Source organism: Geomesophilobacter sediminis (assembly GCF_016458275.1).
Lineage (GTDB): Bacteria > Desulfobacterota > Desulfuromonadia > Geobacterales > Geobacteraceae > Geomesophilobacter > Geomesophilobacter sediminis.
On the sequence record NZ_JAEMHM010000020.1, the window covers coordinates 30,194 to 45,000 of the forward strand.

The 14,807-nt window shown below is 60.9% G+C and carries 15 protein-coding genes; 5 read left to right on the forward strand and 10 right to left on the reverse strand.

The annotated features are described in order from the left end of the window. Positions 1–214 precede the first annotated feature (214 nt). Positions 215–1,207 (forward strand): carbohydrate kinase family protein, encoded by a 993-nt coding sequence (locus JFN93_RS20545; protein WP_199386020.1) that lies wholly within the window; start codon positions 215–217, stop codon positions 1,205–1,207. 140 nt (positions 1,208–1,347) lie between these two features. After that, a complete protein-coding gene (locus tag JFN93_RS20550; RefSeq protein WP_199386021.1) occupies positions 1,348–1,656 on the forward strand; it encodes a rhodanese-like domain-containing protein in 309 nt (102 codons plus the stop codon). A 186-nt stretch (positions 1,657–1,842) separates the two neighbouring features. Here JFN93_RS20550 and JFN93_RS20555 read toward each other — a convergent pair whose 3' ends face one another. The 4 genes from JFN93_RS20555 to JFN93_RS20570 all read right to left on the reverse strand — a co-directional run bounded on the left by JFN93_RS20555 (position 1,843) and on the right by JFN93_RS20570 (position 5,534). Next, on the reverse strand, positions 1,843–3,996 hold the full coding sequence (locus JFN93_RS20555; protein WP_199386022.1) for a glutamate--cysteine ligase family protein: 2,154 nt from the start codon (positions 3,994–3,996) through the stop codon (positions 1,843–1,845). Positions 3,997–4,051: 55 nt separating this feature from the next. Beyond that, complete coding sequence (locus JFN93_RS20560; RefSeq protein WP_199386023.1) at positions 4,052–4,831, reverse strand: C40 family peptidase; 780 nt, start codon at positions 4,829–4,831, stop codon at positions 4,052–4,054. 82 nt (positions 4,832–4,913) lie between these two features. After that, on the reverse strand, positions 4,914–5,270 hold the full coding sequence (locus JFN93_RS20565; protein WP_199386024.1) for a hypothetical protein: 357 nt from the start codon (positions 5,268–5,270) through the stop codon (positions 4,914–4,916). 33 nt (positions 5,271–5,303) lie between these two features. Beyond that, positions 5,304–5,534, reverse strand: a complete 231-nt coding sequence (locus JFN93_RS20570) for a hypothetical protein (protein ID WP_199386025.1) — start codon at positions 5,532–5,534, stop codon at positions 5,304–5,306. A gap of 281 nt (positions 5,535–5,815) precedes the next feature. On the opposite strand from JFN93_RS20570, the gene JFN93_RS20575 reads away from it, so the two are divergent. Continuing rightward, a complete protein-coding gene (locus JFN93_RS20575) occupies positions 5,816–7,273 on the forward strand; it encodes an aminoacyl-histidine dipeptidase (protein ID WP_199386026.1) in 1,458 nt (485 codons plus the stop codon). A 130-nt stretch (positions 7,274–7,403) separates the two neighbouring features. Here the strand turns inward: JFN93_RS20575 and JFN93_RS20580 are convergent, their stop codons facing one another. The 3 genes from JFN93_RS20580 to JFN93_RS20590 all read right to left on the reverse strand — a co-directional run bounded on the left by JFN93_RS20580 (position 7,404) and on the right by JFN93_RS20590 (position 10,174). Beyond that, on the reverse strand, positions 7,404–7,940 hold the full coding sequence (locus JFN93_RS20580) for a shikimate kinase (RefSeq protein ID WP_199386027.1): 537 nt from the start codon (positions 7,938–7,940) through the stop codon (positions 7,404–7,406). A gap of 217 nt (positions 7,941–8,157) precedes the next feature. Beyond that, positions 8,158–9,336, reverse strand: a complete 1,179-nt coding sequence (locus tag JFN93_RS20585; RefSeq protein ID WP_199386028.1) for a vWA domain-containing protein — start codon at positions 9,334–9,336, stop codon at positions 8,158–8,160. 1 nt (position 9,337) lies between these two features. Then, positions 9,338–10,174 (reverse strand): AAA family ATPase, encoded by an 837-nt coding sequence (locus JFN93_RS20590; RefSeq protein WP_199386029.1) that lies wholly within the window; start codon positions 10,172–10,174, stop codon positions 9,338–9,340. Positions 10,175–10,617: 443 nt separating this feature from the next. Between JFN93_RS20590 and JFN93_RS20595 the strand changes: the two genes are divergently transcribed. After that, positions 10,618–11,040 (forward strand): GNAT family N-acetyltransferase, encoded by a 423-nt coding sequence (locus JFN93_RS20595; protein ID WP_328754494.1) that lies wholly within the window; start codon positions 10,618–10,620, stop codon positions 11,038–11,040. A 44-nt stretch (positions 11,041–11,084) separates the two neighbouring features. After that, positions 11,085–11,504 (forward strand): Rrf2 family transcriptional regulator, encoded by a 420-nt coding sequence (locus JFN93_RS20600; RefSeq protein ID WP_199386030.1) that lies wholly within the window; start codon positions 11,085–11,087, stop codon positions 11,502–11,504. 132 nt (positions 11,505–11,636) lie between these two features. Here JFN93_RS20600 and JFN93_RS20605 read toward each other — a convergent pair whose 3' ends face one another. The 3 genes from JFN93_RS20605 to JFN93_RS20615 all read right to left on the reverse strand — a co-directional run bounded on the left by JFN93_RS20605 (position 11,637) and on the right by JFN93_RS20615 (position 14,749). Beyond that, on the reverse strand, positions 11,637–12,878 hold the full coding sequence (locus JFN93_RS20605; RefSeq protein WP_199386031.1) for a cation:proton antiporter: 1,242 nt from the start codon (positions 12,876–12,878) through the stop codon (positions 11,637–11,639). Between the two features lie 160 nt (positions 12,879–13,038). Next, on the reverse strand, positions 13,039–13,836 hold the full coding sequence (gene yqeC / locus JFN93_RS20610; protein WP_236021859.1) for a selenium cofactor biosynthesis protein YqeC: 798 nt from the start codon (positions 13,834–13,836) through the stop codon (positions 13,039–13,041). 151 nt (positions 13,837–13,987) lie between these two features. After that, on the reverse strand, positions 13,988–14,749 hold the full coding sequence (locus tag JFN93_RS20615) for an XdhC family protein (RefSeq protein ID WP_199386032.1): 762 nt from the start codon (positions 14,747–14,749) through the stop codon (positions 13,988–13,990). Positions 14,750–14,807 lie beyond the last annotated feature (58 nt).

Sequence of the window (14,807 nt, forward strand, 5' to 3'; positions counted from 1 at the left end):
GTCCTGTTTTAGGGGAACCTAAGCACCCGACCAGTAAATGTCAACCTGCCACAGTCACAGCTATCTACGACCATTGATTTGCCGTCGATCAGCAAAATGCAATTGCTGTAGCGGCCGGTCGTTGTGTTGCCAGATTCACTTCTTGACTTCCCAACCCGAGTTTCCTACTGTTCGCAAAGAATAGCCACACAAACCAGAAAGACAGGAGAAGGAGATGACCGGCAACGCAGCCAAGCCGATAGCGTCGCAGGTTGCCTATGACGTGATTGGCCTGGGGGTAAGTACCCTCGATCTCTTGATGGTGGTGGACGAGTTGCCCGGAGCGGAACTCGTGCAGCAGGCACGGGCCTCATTGCTTCAAGGTGGGGGACCGGTCGCCACGGCAATGGTCACCCTGGCACGGCTTGGCGCCCGCATCGCCATGATCGACCGGCTCGGAGATGACTGGCGGGGAAACCTGATCCTCGATGAATTCCAGCGGGAAGGGGTCGATACCCGCCATATCTCAAGGGAGCCCGGAGGCACCTCCTCAATCGCCACCATCCTGGTACGCCGGCGCGACGGAGCGCGGACGATCGTCTATCAACCCGGCGATGCCGGTGCGGTCGACCCCGCCCTGCTTCCGGAACCGGCGATCCGATCGACGGGGATCCTGCACCTTAACGGCCGCCACCTCCAGGCCTGCCTGCAGGCCGCGCGGCTGGCCCGCCGGCAGGGGGTCCTGGTATCGTTTGACGGCGGGGCCCACCGCTACACCCCGGAGCTGGTGCCCCTGCTGGAAAACACCGACCTCTGCATCGTCGCCCGGCAATTTGCCAGCGCCTTCTCGGGAGAAGCGGCCATCGACCGCTGCGCCGAATCCCTGCTAAAGACCGGCCCCCGCATCGTCGTGATCACCGCCGGTGCGGATGGGAGCTGGGTCCGCACCAGGGAGGGCGACTCCTTCCACCAGCCCGCAATGCTCACCAAGAAAACGGTCGACACCACCGGTGCCGGAGATGCCTACCACGGGGGCTTCCTCTACGGCATCTCCCGGAACTATCCCCTCAAGGAATGCGCCCTGCTGGCATCCGCCGTAGCCGCCCTCAACACCGGAGCCCTGGGCGGACGTTCCGCCCTCCCCTCTTTGGATCAGGCGCGACAATTCCTCCGGGAGCGGGGCTTTACCTCCCGTCTCCATGACCACGGCAATTACATCTTGACATAGAAATATTTGAATGTAATGTACAACAAACCAGGATCATCCGAGGGGAGTGCCCGAACCCCATCCTCACCCCGGCCCTCCTGTTGAAAGGGAGGGAGGAAACTGGATTCAGGTATGTCAGCAAAACAAGAGGTGAAAAGCAGATGAAGCAGCAGGAACTGATCAAGAGAATGGCGGGGAAGAATCCGCCGACGGTGGTCGACGTACGTACGGGAATCGAATTCAAACGGGGGAGAATCCCCGGGGCGCTGCATGCACCGGGTTGGAGAATTTTCCTGGGGCTTTCCCGGATCCCGGCGGACCGGCAGACCGAGCTGGTGGTATTGTGCGAACTCGGCCCCAGAGCGCAGATCGCCAAAAGCGTGCTGACCGCGTACGGGTACCGGAACGTGGATCTGCTGGAGGGACACATGGCAGCGTGGCGCCAGGCAGGACACCCGCTGGAGCGGTAGGGGGAGGTCCGCCCCCCTGGCGTATGAAGCTGGAGCTGCACCGAGAAGGTGCCTTCCCGGGTGGACCATGGGAACGAGGTGCCCCCTTATCACCGCCTTCGGCGGATCGCGCCCGGAAGGGCGCTCCCACAGGGTAAGCCTTGGGATCAGCTGGAATTAGACGCTAAAATCCTTTCCCGCTGCCGTCTAGCAGACCTGCCGGCGGCCGAGATAGGCGGCGAAGCTCCGCTCCGCAATGGCGATGAATAACGGTATCCGGCTGAGCGGCATCGTTTCGTCGGCAACGGCGCAGGCGACGTGATACATGCTGGACCAGGGAAGGGGCGGGTTTTTGGAGGCTTTCAGCCACCCCGCAGCCAAGGTAAGCCGCTCCAGCCACACCCCGCGCTTTTTCTCAAGAATCCCGTCGAGAATCCGGGCAACCGCCGCCGACGGATCGAGTTGGGCCTTCTTTTTCTGCGACGCCGCTATCTCCCGCTCCAAGGCCGCGTCGTCTTCGAACCAGGAATGGGCAAACGGCAGCGCCGGCCAGTTTGCCGAGTCCGCGAGGGCGTCGGCACCGGTCGTAATCCCACCCTTTGCCGAGGCATTCCCGATTTCCGCTCCCAACCCCTCCAAGTCCCGACGCGCATTGAAGCCAACCGCCCGCCATTGATCGCACCCCAAAAGCTCCGCAATGTGAACCAGCCAAAAGCTCGAGGTACTCCCCTGCCGGGCCCCGTCCGACAGTGCCTGGCAGACCCGGTGGTCCAAATACTCACGCGGCGTCTCGACAAAAAATGCCTGGCGTTTTATCTCCCCGAGGAACTCCTTGAGTTCCCGGCGGTTCTTCAGGTGAAGCACAAAAGCATCCGCCACGCCTACTCCCTGTTTGAGGAGCAGCGCGCTGCTGAGAAATCCCCTGCCGTTGGGCGTAATCACCTGGAAGGACTGGGCGCCGGAGCCATCGATGGTCGATGCGTAGACGGAAAGATCCGGGTGCATCGGAAGTCGGGCGCATTCCACCCGGGCCCGGCGCGCGTTGGCAATCGCCACATCGACGTTCTTCCTGATCCCGACCGGGAGCCAGTTCCGCGAGACGATCAGCCGGCGCAGCGTTTCCCCCGTGATCTTCTCGCCCTCCCCTTCCGCAAGCATGCGGGAGACGCCGAGCCGTACCTCGTGGCGGGGATGGAACAGCATCAGCGCGGCTATGTCGCGGATCAAGGCGCTTTCCGAGCCGAGCAGCTTTGCCGTGATGTTGATCTGCATCTCAGGCTGGCCCAGCGCGAAGATCTGCAGCAGGATCTCGATCCCTTCAAAGGGCGAGGAGAGCCCCAGCGCCGCGATACTGCGCGAGATCCCTTCCATCGCCTCATCCTCGGAACTTTCCAGGACCCCGGACACCTCGGCCAACCGGACCATCCGGTTGGTGTTCGCCTCCAGCAGGACCGGAAGCACCTCGATCCTGCTGTGCAAGACGGCATGAGAGACCGCGGCGCAAAAGTACGGATCAGCCCCCTCCCGGAAAACGTGACGGGCCAGAGCGTGCTGCAACTGGTCCAGCGCTTGGCGTGCCTGGGGGCGGTCCCGCTCGATTTCGCAACGCAGCAGCTCCAAGGTATCTTCCAGCAGGATCATAGCAGCATCGATCGCTGCCTGGTCGGAAGGGAGTTGCGCCCCCTGTTCGGCGAGAAGCTTGGCGAATTCTTCTTCGACGCCGGTGTCCTCAAGGAGGTACCGGCGCAACCGGTCCTGCAGGGCGCTGTTCCGAACATTCCGGCGGGGGTCGGAGCGCAGATATTCCTCGAAGATGCCGCGGATGCCGGGGAGCGTTGCCGTGATGGAAGCGGGCGGTATCCCCTCTCCCACCGAGTGAGTCCAAAGAGGATTTCCGCCCCCCTCTACCGCCGTCTCTGCCCTGGCGCCAGGATAAACCGGCTCGCGCATCACCATTCCGGGCCTTGGGAAGGGTTTCCCGGCGTAAGGCACACCGGTGAATTTTTTCCAAACAGCTTTGTAACGGCGGTACATCGCACGCAGCCAGGAATGCTCGGTATTCACCATCTCGACGAACATTTCGAGAAGCTCTTCGGCGTAAGGCGCCGGAGTCATGTTCAGATCCAGCATCGGTCCGGCCAGCGGCTCGTCCGAATCGAAACCAAAGCTGATCAGCGCTTTTTTTCTCGCCTTGCCGTCCAGGACGAAGATGCTCACCTTGCGACAATCGCAGCCGGGATGGGTGCAATAGCATTCCACGAACCGGTAGGTTCCCTTCGGGACACGACCAAGGCGTCGGTCCAGAACCAACGTCATGATCGGCTCGGCTGCATCGGGAAAAATCATCTGGTAAGGCTGCATGCTCAGAGAGAACCCTCCAAGAAAATCCGGATAAGAGGTGGACTGCCGGCGGGAATCAGACTACCCGCTTCGCCCCTAAAAACCTGGAGCGATAGTAACCGGAATTCATGTCGGAAACCGTCACCTCCCCCTTCCCCGACGAGGCGTGGATCATTTTCCCGTCGCCGAGATAGATCCCGACATGGGACGGATAGGAGGCGTAGGTGCGGAAAAAGACCAGGTCCCCCTTGCGCAGTTCGGAAGCAGGCACCTCGGTGCCGACCTGGATCTGCTCCCGCGCGGTGCGCGGGAGATCGACCTGGTGCTCCTGGAAAACCTGCTGCACGAAGCTGGAACAGTCGATGCCATTCGGACCTTCGCCGCCGAAGCGGTACGGAGTGCCGAGGAAACGCGCCGCGGTCTGCTGAATGGAATCAGCATCCCCGGAAACCGGCGCAGACTGGGGCGAAACGGCCGCCGTTGCCGCATTGTTGGCAGCGCCCGATGCGACGTTCGATACGACCGAGGGCGCGGATCCCGGCGCACCCGGAGCGCCGGTAACGCCGCGCAGCAGCCCGGAGATCAGGTTGGGGAGGGGATCGGCCCCCGGTTGGGACGTGCCGTCGTCGACGTGGCCAAGGCCCAGGGAGCTTTGCAGCATCTCAAGGCGGAGGACTTCCATCATGGCGCGCTGGGGATCCGCCGCAGCGCCGGTCGGAGACGTTGCCGTTCCGTTCAGGCGGTCCAGGAGCGATTCAAATGCAGAGGCGGATGAACCGGCAGCACCGGGGTTCCGCACTGAACTGTTGTCGATCAAGAGATCCGGGTATTTCCCCTGAACTGAAGCAATGGTCATTTTTCGTTTCCTCTGACGTGAGCAGAGCACCCACGAGCGGCCCAAACAAGACCAGCTCCTGAGGCGCAATTTTGACGACGAGTCAAAGCTTCGTCATTTTTGGCAGGCAAAAGCCCCCGGTTTGGCGCGGTCCGGGCTTTTGCCTCAAAACATAAAAAAGCATGAATTTCCAGCGCATTACGTCGCCAACGGCGAACGCATCCGGCAGTCCGGCAGCCCCTTGTTCAGGAATCGTGGGTGTCACGGGAACAACAGAGCCATGGCTTTTCTGAATAACCACTATTGCGTCTGCAATTTTTCTGCCCAACTTGCCACGAAAAACACGGAGAAAGTTGGCTGCCCCCTTGCCTAACACCTCAGCAGATGGGTGGTTCAAAGACAGAAAACAAAAAAGTGCCCCCGATTCCATCGGCAGGCACTTTTTCAGTACTGCAACCAAGGCTGATTCACCCTTGGCTATGTAGCAACCCAATCACCCCCGGTGACAGAGGATGAATTTTGCCGCCCGTATCTTGGGGGTGTCTCTGAGCAGGGAGGCACTTTCGTCCCGGACAATCCTTCTCAACTCACCATCAGCTGCCGAGCTGAGCCGTTTGATGTAGCAGATGGTTTTTGCATTGCTACGTTCGATCCGCCGTCCATGCTTCACCACAAGATTTTGGAGTTTCCCCACCCAGCTTTTTGCGATTTTGCTCCATTGCATATTCGACTCCTCCATCTCGTGCCATCAAAAGACACCAACAGTGAAAGCTTTGCAGGACTATTCGGCAGGATCGACAACGACTTTAATAGAATTTTTGTAGACATGATCCCCACAATATTGGGTGGATTTCAGAGTCTGCGACAGAAGAATTGCCTTATATTCTGACTTTGGTATGATACCCACTTTCGCCAACCGACCTCTCTTCCGCAAGCCCGCCAGCTTCATCCCGGTGCGGAAGTAGAGATATCACCGGGCAAACCCTGACCGCGAAAGGAGTCGTCATGTCGGAAGCAATCAACGGACTCAAACCGGAGATCCTGTGGGAGAAATTCGCCGAGGTAACCGGCATACCCAGGCCCTCCAAGCATGAAGAGAAGATAGCGGCCCACGTCGTAGCTACGGCACAGCGCCTGAGCCTGGAAGTATTCCGTGATGCCGGCGGTAACGTCGTGGTCCGGAAACCGGCGTCGCCCGGGCGCGAACAGGTCGCACCGATCTGCCTGCAATCCCACCTCGACATGGTGGCGGAAAAGAACGCCGAAAAGGTCCATGACTTTCTGAATGACCCTATCCAATTGCTGCGCAACGGCCCATATCTTACCGCAAACGGCACCACCCTCGGCGCCGACAACGGCATCGGCGTCGCAACGTCCTTAGCCATCATGGCATCCAACGACCTGGAGCACGGCCCGCTGGAATTTCTCTTCACCCTCGACGAGGAAACCGGGCTTACCGGCGCCCAGAACCTGGACGGGTCGAAAATTCAGAGCCGGATCCTTCTGAATCTCGACTCCGAGGATGAGGGGGTGATTTTCGTCGGCTGTGCCGGAGGGAGAGACTCCCTGGGCCGGTGGGAAGCCCGCCGCGATGCCGCCGGTTCCGGAGGCGTAGCCCTGCTGCTCTCCGTGAAGGGACTAAGGGGGGGACACTCCGGGCTCGATATCGACAAGGGACTGGGGAACGCGATCAAGATAGCCAACCGCGCGGTCCGGATGCTGGCAGGTATCGGAGGCCGCCTCGCCCGCATCGACGGCGGGAACATGCGAAACGCCATCCCACGGGAATGCGAGGCGGTGGTGGTTATCCCCGCCGACGCCGTGGCGCAAGCGAAGGAGATGGTCAGCCGGTTGGAAAAGGCGGTGCGCAACGAACTGACTCCGGTCGATGCCGGAGTTACCGTAACCTGCGCGGAAGCTGACGCGCCGTCGGACCTTGCCGTGCTGGAGCCGGAGCTCCAGGAAAAGCTGTGCCGGGCCATTTCGGCAATGCCGCACGGTGTCCTGCAGATGAGTCGCGACATTGCCGGCCTGGTCGAGACCTCCACCAACACCGCCGTCATCAAGACCGAAGCGAGCTCCATCACGCTGATCACCAGTCAGCGCAGCTCCATCGGATCCAGGTTGGACGAGGCCGTGGAATCGGTCGTCTCGATTTTCGAGCTGGGGGGAGCGCAGGTTGAAACGAGCCATGGATACCCGGGGTGGAAACCCGATCTCGACTCGCCGATCCTGCAGCAGGCAAAGGCATGCTATCAATCACTTTTCGGCAAGGAGCCCAAGGTCGAGGCGATTCACGCCGGATTGGAATGCGGGATCATCGGCGAGCGGGTGCCGGGAATGGACATGATCTCGTTCGGCCCGACCCTGGAAGCGGTACATTCGCCGGACGAGAGGATAGAGATCGAAAGCGTGGGGAAATTCTGGGAGTTCCTGAAGGAGATACTGAGGACGGCTAAGTAGAAGACGGGCGGGATAAAAAAAGTCCTGAAACAACTGTGGGAGCGTCTTTCCGGGCGCGATGGATCTAAAGGTTCAATCGCGCCCGGAAGGGCGCTCCCACAAGTAAGGTCTGCATCGGCAACGGTTGCCTCTACTTCCCCCTCGGTCCTGCTGCGGCGCGGTACTGCTCCCACAAATCCACGATCTCGGCGGCAATAGCCTCGGGTTCCCGCCCGTCGGTGGAGACCTGGTAATGGGATGCGTCCCGGTACAGCGGGTTGCGACGTTCCAAAACCTCGGCGACCTCATCGGTGAATGATTTGTCGCCGGTCAAGGAGGGGCGGTGGATGCCGGACGAGATACGGGTAACGATGGTATCCAGTCCCGCGGTCATCCAGATCACGCAGGAGTTTTTCCGAAGCGCTGCGACATTCTCCGGCCTCTCAATAACACCGCCCCCGGTATCGAGCATGACGTGGTCCAGGGCGGTAAGCCGGCGTACCATATCCGACTCCAGATCGCGGAACACGGTCCAGCCGTCATCGGCAACGATCTCGGGAATCGTCCTCCCCGCCTGTTTTTCTATTTCCCGATCCATCGAAAAACAGCGCATCTTGAGCTGCCTGGCGACCAGCCGGCCGATATGGCTCTTCCCGGTGCCACGATATCCAATTAAAACGAGATTCATCCGTTCCTAACTCTCCTTCTCCTCTTTACCATCTACTGCGATGTTTCCACCACTGCGGGAGCGCCATTTTTGACGCGAGGCGCTGCCCCGGCTCGACAGGAATTTCAGCTATATAGCACATTCACCGAGAAACAGCCAACCACAAACCGCCCCATCCTCACCCAGTCCGCCGCAAGCCGGATTCTCGCACGCGCCCCGGCGGGAGAGGGTGTCATGATCACGAATTTAAAAACTGCATCGCCCGATCCAGCCCTTCCGGGGTGAGCGGATACATCCGTCCCTGCATCAGCTTGGCGGTTACCGAAATCGACTCGGTGTGGCCCCACTCCCGCTGCGGCACCGGATTGATCCACACCGCCTTCCGATAATGCCCCAAAAGCCGCCCCAACCACGCCGAACCCGGCTCCGGATTGAGATGCTCCACGCTGCCGCCGGCAGTCAGTATCTCGTACATCGACATGGACGCGTCACCGACGATGATCACCTTGTAGTCGGGCCCGAAGTGCCGGATCACCGCTTCCGTTGGATGCTGCAGATCCCAGCGGCGCCGGTTGTCGCGCCAGACCCGTTCGTAGATGAAGTTGTGGAAGTAGAAATATTCCAGGTGCTTGAATTCGGTGCGGGCCGCCGAGAAAAGCTGGGCGCAGAGCTCCACGTGATCGTCCATGGAGCCGCCGACATCGAGGAAAAGCAGGACCTTCACCTTGTTATGCCGTTGCGGGACCATCTTCAGATCGAGAAATCCGGCGTTGCGGGCCGTGGCACCGATGGTGCCGGAAAGATCCAGCTCCTCCTCCGCCCCTTCCCGGGCAAAGTGCCTGAGCCGCCGCAGCGCCACCTTCAGATTGCGGGTCCCCAGCTCAGCACTGGCATCCAGGTCCTTGAAGTCCCGTTTTTCCCAGACTTTCACGGCCCGCCGATGCCGGGACTTTTCCTGGCCGATCCGGATCCCCTCCGGGTTGAATCCCTGAGCACCAAACGGCGAGGTCCCGCCGGTCCCGATCCACTTGCCCCCCTCCTGGTGCCGGTCTTTCTGCTCCTCCAGGCGCTGTTTCAGGGTCTCCAGGAGCCGGTCCAGGCCTCCCAGCGCCTGGATCTCACGTTTTTCCTCCTCGGTGAGATGCCGCTGCGTCAGCAGGCGAAGCCAGTGCTCCGGGATCTCCCCCTCCACCATCTCCAAAAGGCTGGCCACCCCCTGAAAATAGCTGGCAAAGACCCGGTCGAAACGATCGTAATTGCTCTCGTCCTTGACCAGGCAGAGCCGGGCCAGGTAGTAGAACTCCTCGACCGAGCCGAACGAGATCCGCTGCTGCAGCGCGGCATGCAGGGTAAGAAACTCGTTCAGGCTGACCGGGATCTTCGCCTCCTTGAGGCGCAGGAAAAAGCCGATCAACATATCAGGGGGGCCCGCCTCCAGCGGGGACGCGGAACAGCTGCAGATCCTGCTCGTTTTTCAACAGGGCACCGTGCAGGGGAGGCAGGTACCGCTTGTCGCGCGACTGGGCCAGCGCTTCCGGCGACGCCTGTTCGGCGGCCAAAAGCCGCAGCCAGTCGAGCAGTTCCGACGTCGACGGTTTTTTCTTCAACCCCGGCACGTCACGCACGCCCAGGAAAACCTCCAGGGCCTCACCCACCAGATCATCCTGGAGTCCGGGGTAGTGCACGTTGACGATCTGCTCCAGGGTCTCCCGATCCGGGAAACGGATGTAGTGGAAGAAGCACCGGCGTAAAAAGGCGTCCGGGAGCTCCTTTTCGTTATTGCTGGTAATGATGATGATCGGCCGGTGCCGGGCGGTAATCAGCTCCCGCGTCTCGTAGACGTAGAACTCCATCCGATCCAGTTCGCGCAGCAAGTCGTTGGGAAATTCGATGTCGGCCTTGTCGATCTCGTCGATCAGGAGCACTGCCTGGGTTTCCGAGGCAAAGGCCTCCCAGAGCTTGCCCCTTACGATGTAGTTGCCGATATCGTGAACCCGCGGGTCCCCCAACTGCGAGTCACGCAGCCGCGACACCGCATCGTACTCGTAGAGCCCCTGCTGAGCCTTGGTGGTCGACTTGATGTGCCATTGGAAGAGCGGCCGGTCCAGGGCCCGGGCAATCTCTTCAGCGAGCATGGTCTTGCCGGTTCCCGGCTCCCCCTTGACCAGCAAAGGGCGCTCCAGCAGCACGGCGGAGTTCACCGCCAGCATGAGATCGGGAGTGGCAATGTAGGACTCGGTTCCGGTGAATTTCATGTTGCTTCCTTTTTCATTAGTACGAAAGACCCTCGGATGATAGCATAGATCGGGAAATGTCGATATGGCGATATGCGCCTGTCGGCAGGCAAACCACAGCACGTTCCGCCACCTCGCCGGGGCGCAGCATGCTGAGCCCGGATCTCCGCAGCAATCGGCCGCGGTATCGGATAGGGCACGCACCATTCATCGGCCAGGAATCGCGCCCGGAACGGCGATCCCGCCCGGTAACCGATCCTTTCGCCGAGGCTGCCGACGACCCAGGCGGAAGAAGGGCCCTAAAAACAACCCTTGCCTTTTTCTTGCATTGGTGGTACCTGATTACCGCTTTAACCTATCAAGAAAACGTCAGCGAGCGTTTTCTGCCCAAGGCCGCTGCCGCAGCGGCAATCGCATTTCCGGAAGGTGACGTGACCGACATGGATATCTCAATTCGAGACGCAGTGGCAGACGATTTCGAGATCGTGGTAGCCCTGGACGATGGAAGCAAAAAGGATGACAAGCCGGGATACTGGCGGGGAATCTTCGAGCACTACGTGTACGAGAACAACCCGGACCGCATCTTTCTCGTCGCGGAAAAGGCCGGAACCGTCGTTGGTTTCATAGTTGGCGAGGTGCGGGCGTGGGAGTTCGGCTCCCCTCCCTGCGGCTGGGTCTTCGCGGTCACCGTTACCCCGGAGGTCCGGGAACTGGGAATCGGGATGCGGATGTTCGACGAGATCGGCAGACGGTTGAAAAAGATGGGGGTCACCACGCTGCGGACCATGGTCGATCTGGACAACAAGCGCGCCCTCTCCTTCTTCCGCGGCATCGGCATGCGCAGCGGCCGCTACATAGAACTGGAAAAGCACCTTCTTAACGACTGAAACCACGGGGAAGTCCGCCCCGATCCTAACGGAGCCCGTCTAACATGAAGCTCAACAAAGCAAGCCTTCTGGCGCTTATTGCCGTGATGGAGCTGGCAGCAGAACCGGAGCGCCAGCTCTCCACCAGTGACATCGCCGAAAAGTACGACATCTCGACCCATCATCTCGCCAAGGTCATGCGGAACCTGGTTCACGAAGGAGTGGTCCAGGCGATGCGCGGCGTCGGTGGCGGATACCGCTTTGCCGGCAACGTGAACCGAACCACCCTGCTCGACATCATCAAGCTGTTCGAAACGCTGGAGTCGGAACTCGACCTGCCGCATTGGGGCAAAGCCGCGGACCCGGTGGTGTCCGAACTGCAAAGCATAACGACCGAGATCGACACCCTCACCAAGGCAATCCTCGATACGATCACCCTCGCCACGGCGCTGAAGAACACCAAACTCCGCGGCGAAGACGCCTAAGAAAGGGCTTAATCCTCCCTGTTTCAGTGGGAGTGCCCTTCCGGCGCGATCTTTTCCAAGGAACCCCCTCTGCTGGTTATCAACGAAGGCAGAGGGGGTTTCTGTCATGACCATCTTTTTCCTACCCTTCTCCTACCCTTCGCCTTCCACCAGCAGTCCCAGTTTCCCCGCCACCCACCGGGTGGTGGTGGCCTGAATCAGGATCGTCATCAAGATGGCAATGAAGGTGACCGATGCGATGATTTCCGCACCGGGAACTTTCATCCCCAGGAGGATCCCGGCCAGGGCCCCCGGAATGACACCGGTCTCGCGGCTCCAGCTGATGAAGCAGAGCTCCCGGAAGGACCACCGGGCGCGCCGGTCCGGAATGGCACAGCAAAAGACGGTCACCGGACGGATGACGAACATGAAAATCAGCACCAGCGTCACCCCGGCCGGGAGGTATTTTCCCATCAGCGCGAACTGGACCTGGCTGCCGAGCAGCATGAAGATGAACATCCGCATGATCAGCGACGTCGTGACGATGAAATCCTCCAGCCGGTCCTGCTCCTGGTCCTCGATGCGGAATCCGAAACTGTCCTTGTTGCCGAGAACGATCCCGAAGACGAAGACCGCCATGAAACCGCTGGCGTTGAAACGTTCTGCGGTCAGGTATGCTCCGGCAACCGCCATCAGGGTAACCAAAGGGGCGTACTCGGTGAGGAAGCCGAATTTTTCGTGGGCGATGAGGGCTGCGGCGATGTAGCCGAGAATCGCGCCGGCAGCGACCCCGATGAGGGCGTTGCTGAGCAGGCCTAGGACTGCCCCCCCCAAAGAGAGTTCCCCCTGCCCCATCGCGATCCCCACTACCGAAAAGGTCAGAATAGCTGCCATGGCGTCATTGAAGGCGGATTCGCTCATGACGGTCTGAGCCACCCGCTCCTTGATGGTCACCTGCTTGAACACCGGAACCAGCGTCGCCGGATCGGTCGAGGCGATGGTACTTCCCAGCAGCAGCGCGGTAATCGTGGGGAGGCCCAAGAGCCATGAGGCGGTTAGGCCGACCAGCCCCGCCGTGATCAGCACCCCCACCGTGGAAATCACCACCAACGTTATCCAGACTTCCCGCAGCACTTTCAGCTTCAGGCCGGCCCCGCCATCGAAAAGGATGTAGGAGGAGCCGAAGATGAGGATCAGTTGGTTGAGCGTGGAATCGGCCTTGACCCCTACGATTCCTGCCATCTCTGGCCCGAGCCCCATCCCCAGCAGGAGGAAAAGGACCACGTCGGGAATTTTGAAGCGTTGGGCCACCAGGCTGCTGCAGGAGCCCCCGAAGAGAATGACCCCGATCAGAAACAATATGTCTTTGGCAGCGTGCACTGCGGCGGATCCCATGCCCCCTCCTTCGCTGGCGGCCAAACGGACGCCTCAGATGGGGGAATCTAGCATCAAAAGCGGCAGGGAGGCAAGTAAACCCGGCATGGGCCAGGTTCCGTCCATCGAGGAAAAGGGGACAATGGCCTGTGCCCCGGCACTCCAGGAGTAGATGGAACCATCAGGCAGAGGGTGGTGCAGCTTCGAGGGAATGGATGGCGTGAACCGCAAGGGATGGGCCCGCCTCTCCGACGATGAGGGCTCGGGCGGGGGGGGATTCCTGGAGAAAGGCCGCAATCTGCGCGGCGGCGGCGGTCCGCTCGGCGGTGTCGGCCCGATTGAGGAAGATGAACCGCTGGGCCTGGGGTGGTGCCCCCTTGAAGGCGCCATCGGGATGAATCAAAAGACGGGAGAGCGCGGATACGCCGACCGGCTGTCCCGTTTCGAGCCCCATGATCTCGGCCGCCGAGGTGCTGTGACAGACGGTTTCCTCGGAAAGCGGTTTGCCGAACACGTCGAGCCCCAAAACCGCAACCACGATATCAGACCCGGTAGGGACGGAAGGCTCCTTAGCTGCGGGCGCTTTAAGTGACCGTTGCGCCGCCTCGTCGGCCTGGACCAGGATCCAGTCGAAACGTCCGGAGTCGCGAAACCGGGAGATGGCCTCGGGGGCGAAGCCGCGGACCCTCCCCCCTTCCAACGGCTCGGCGGCCGCCGTCAGGTGCCGCGCTCCGGAAAGGCGCGCCCGCCCCGCTTCCCGCAAGACCCGTTCCGGGTTGCGCTCGAGAAGCACGGTCTCACTTTGCTCCGGCCGGGGAAGCAGGATGCTGGTAGTGGTCGTGGTGAGAACCCTCCGTCCCGATTCGGCCAGAAGACGGGCCAGGTGGAACATCAGGCTGGTCTTTCCCCCGGCCCCGGTGAGGGCCAGAATCCCCTGCGGTTGGGAAAAAAGAAGTTTCTCGATGCTTGGCAAGCTCATCCGTCACCCCCCTCAGATCAAAGACAATGGCTCCAATGCAGTGAGACAGTCCCTCCCCTTCACCTTCATCCGCACCACGACCATCCTCTTGAAGGGGGGAAGGTAATGACCCAGACCAGACACCGACTACACCTGCATTTATCGTTTCGAGCTACTCCTTCCCATGGTAAGTGGCGAGCAGCTGGCTCGCGATGCTGATGGCAATCTCGCGCGGGGAATCCCCCCCGGTGTCGTGCCCGATCGGGCAACGGACCCGGGAGAGGTCGCAGCCCTGAGCCGTCAGGTTGCTGCTGATCCGTTCCCACTTGTTGCGGCTGCCGATCATCCCGATGTAGCGGGCGGGATGGGGGAGCACCTCCTGCAGCACCTGTTGATCCACCGCCCCGTTGAAGGTGACAATGGTGACGAAGGTCCGCTGGCCGCACCAAGCGGCGCCGGCGATGAAGTCGCTGAAGTGGCTCTGGTGCCGGATCACCGAATTCGGCAACTCCGGGGCGTTGACCCACTCGTTGCGCTCGTCGACCAGGTGGATCCGGAAGGGGGTCCCTTCCAGCACCTGGCAAAGGGATTGGGCCACGTGCCCGGCACCGAAAAGGTAGAGCCGCGGGTTGTCGTTGATCACTTCCAGGTAGAACTCCATGGTTCCGCCGCAGGCCGGAAATTCGCCGCGCTGCTGCAAGGAAACGGTCGAGGTCCCCGCCTCCAGCGCCTGGAAGCAGCGCCGCGCGTCCTCCAGGGCGTAGAGTTCGGGCACCCCGCCCCCCACGGTCCCGAAAAAGGTGCCGTCGGGAAGGACAATCATCTTCGCCCCGTGCTTTCTCGGGGTCGAGCCGGAGCTTTTGACGACGGTCACCAGAACGGCCAACTCCCCGGCCCGCCTCAATTCATCCAGTTTTCCGATCCAATCCCACATCAGGGAGCCTCGCCTTCGCTACCGTAATTGAGTCGAGAAGTGATGTTTTAGCTCAAGA

Coding starts and splice junctions, on each gene's coding strand:
- JFN93_RS20545 (WP_199386020.1), top strand. CDS start 215: ATGACCGGCAACGCAGCCAAGCCGATAGCGTCGCAGGTTGCCTATGAC.
- JFN93_RS20550 (WP_199386021.1), top strand. CDS start 1,348: ATGAAGCAGCAGGAACTGATCAAGAGAATGGCGGGGAAGAATCCGCCG.
- JFN93_RS20555 (WP_199386022.1), bottom strand. CDS start 3,996: ATGCAGCCTTACCAGATGATTTTTCCCGATGCAGCCGAGCCGATCATG.
- JFN93_RS20560 (WP_199386023.1), bottom strand. CDS start 4,831: ATGACCATTGCTTCAGTTCAGGGGAAATACCCGGATCTCTTGATCGAC.
- JFN93_RS20570 (WP_199386025.1), bottom strand. CDS start 5,534: ATGCAATGGAGCAAAATCGCAAAAAGCTGGGTGGGGAAACTCCAAAAT.
- JFN93_RS20575 (WP_199386026.1), top strand. CDS start 5,816: ATGTCGGAAGCAATCAACGGACTCAAACCGGAGATCCTGTGGGAGAAA.
- JFN93_RS20580 (WP_199386027.1), bottom strand. CDS start 7,940: ATGAATCTCGTTTTAATTGGATATCGTGGCACCGGGAAGAGCCATATC.
- JFN93_RS20585 (WP_199386028.1), bottom strand. CDS start 9,336: ATGTTGATCGGCTTTTTCCTGCGCCTCAAGGAGGCGAAGATCCCGGTC.
- JFN93_RS20590 (WP_199386029.1), bottom strand. CDS start 10,174: ATGAAATTCACCGGAACCGAGTCCTACATTGCCACTCCCGATCTCATG.
- JFN93_RS20600 (WP_199386030.1), top strand. CDS start 11,085: ATGAAGCTCAACAAAGCAAGCCTTCTGGCGCTTATTGCCGTGATGGAG.
- JFN93_RS20605 (WP_199386031.1), bottom strand. CDS start 12,878: ATGGGATCCGCCGCAGTGCACGCTGCCAAAGACATATTGTTTCTGATC.
- yqeC (WP_236021859.1), bottom strand. CDS start 13,836: ATGAGCTTGCCAAGCATCGAGAAACTTCTTTTTTCCCAACCGCAGGGG.
- JFN93_RS20615 (WP_199386032.1), bottom strand. CDS start 14,749: ATGTGGGATTGGATCGGAAAACTGGATGAATTGAGGCGGGCCGGGGAG.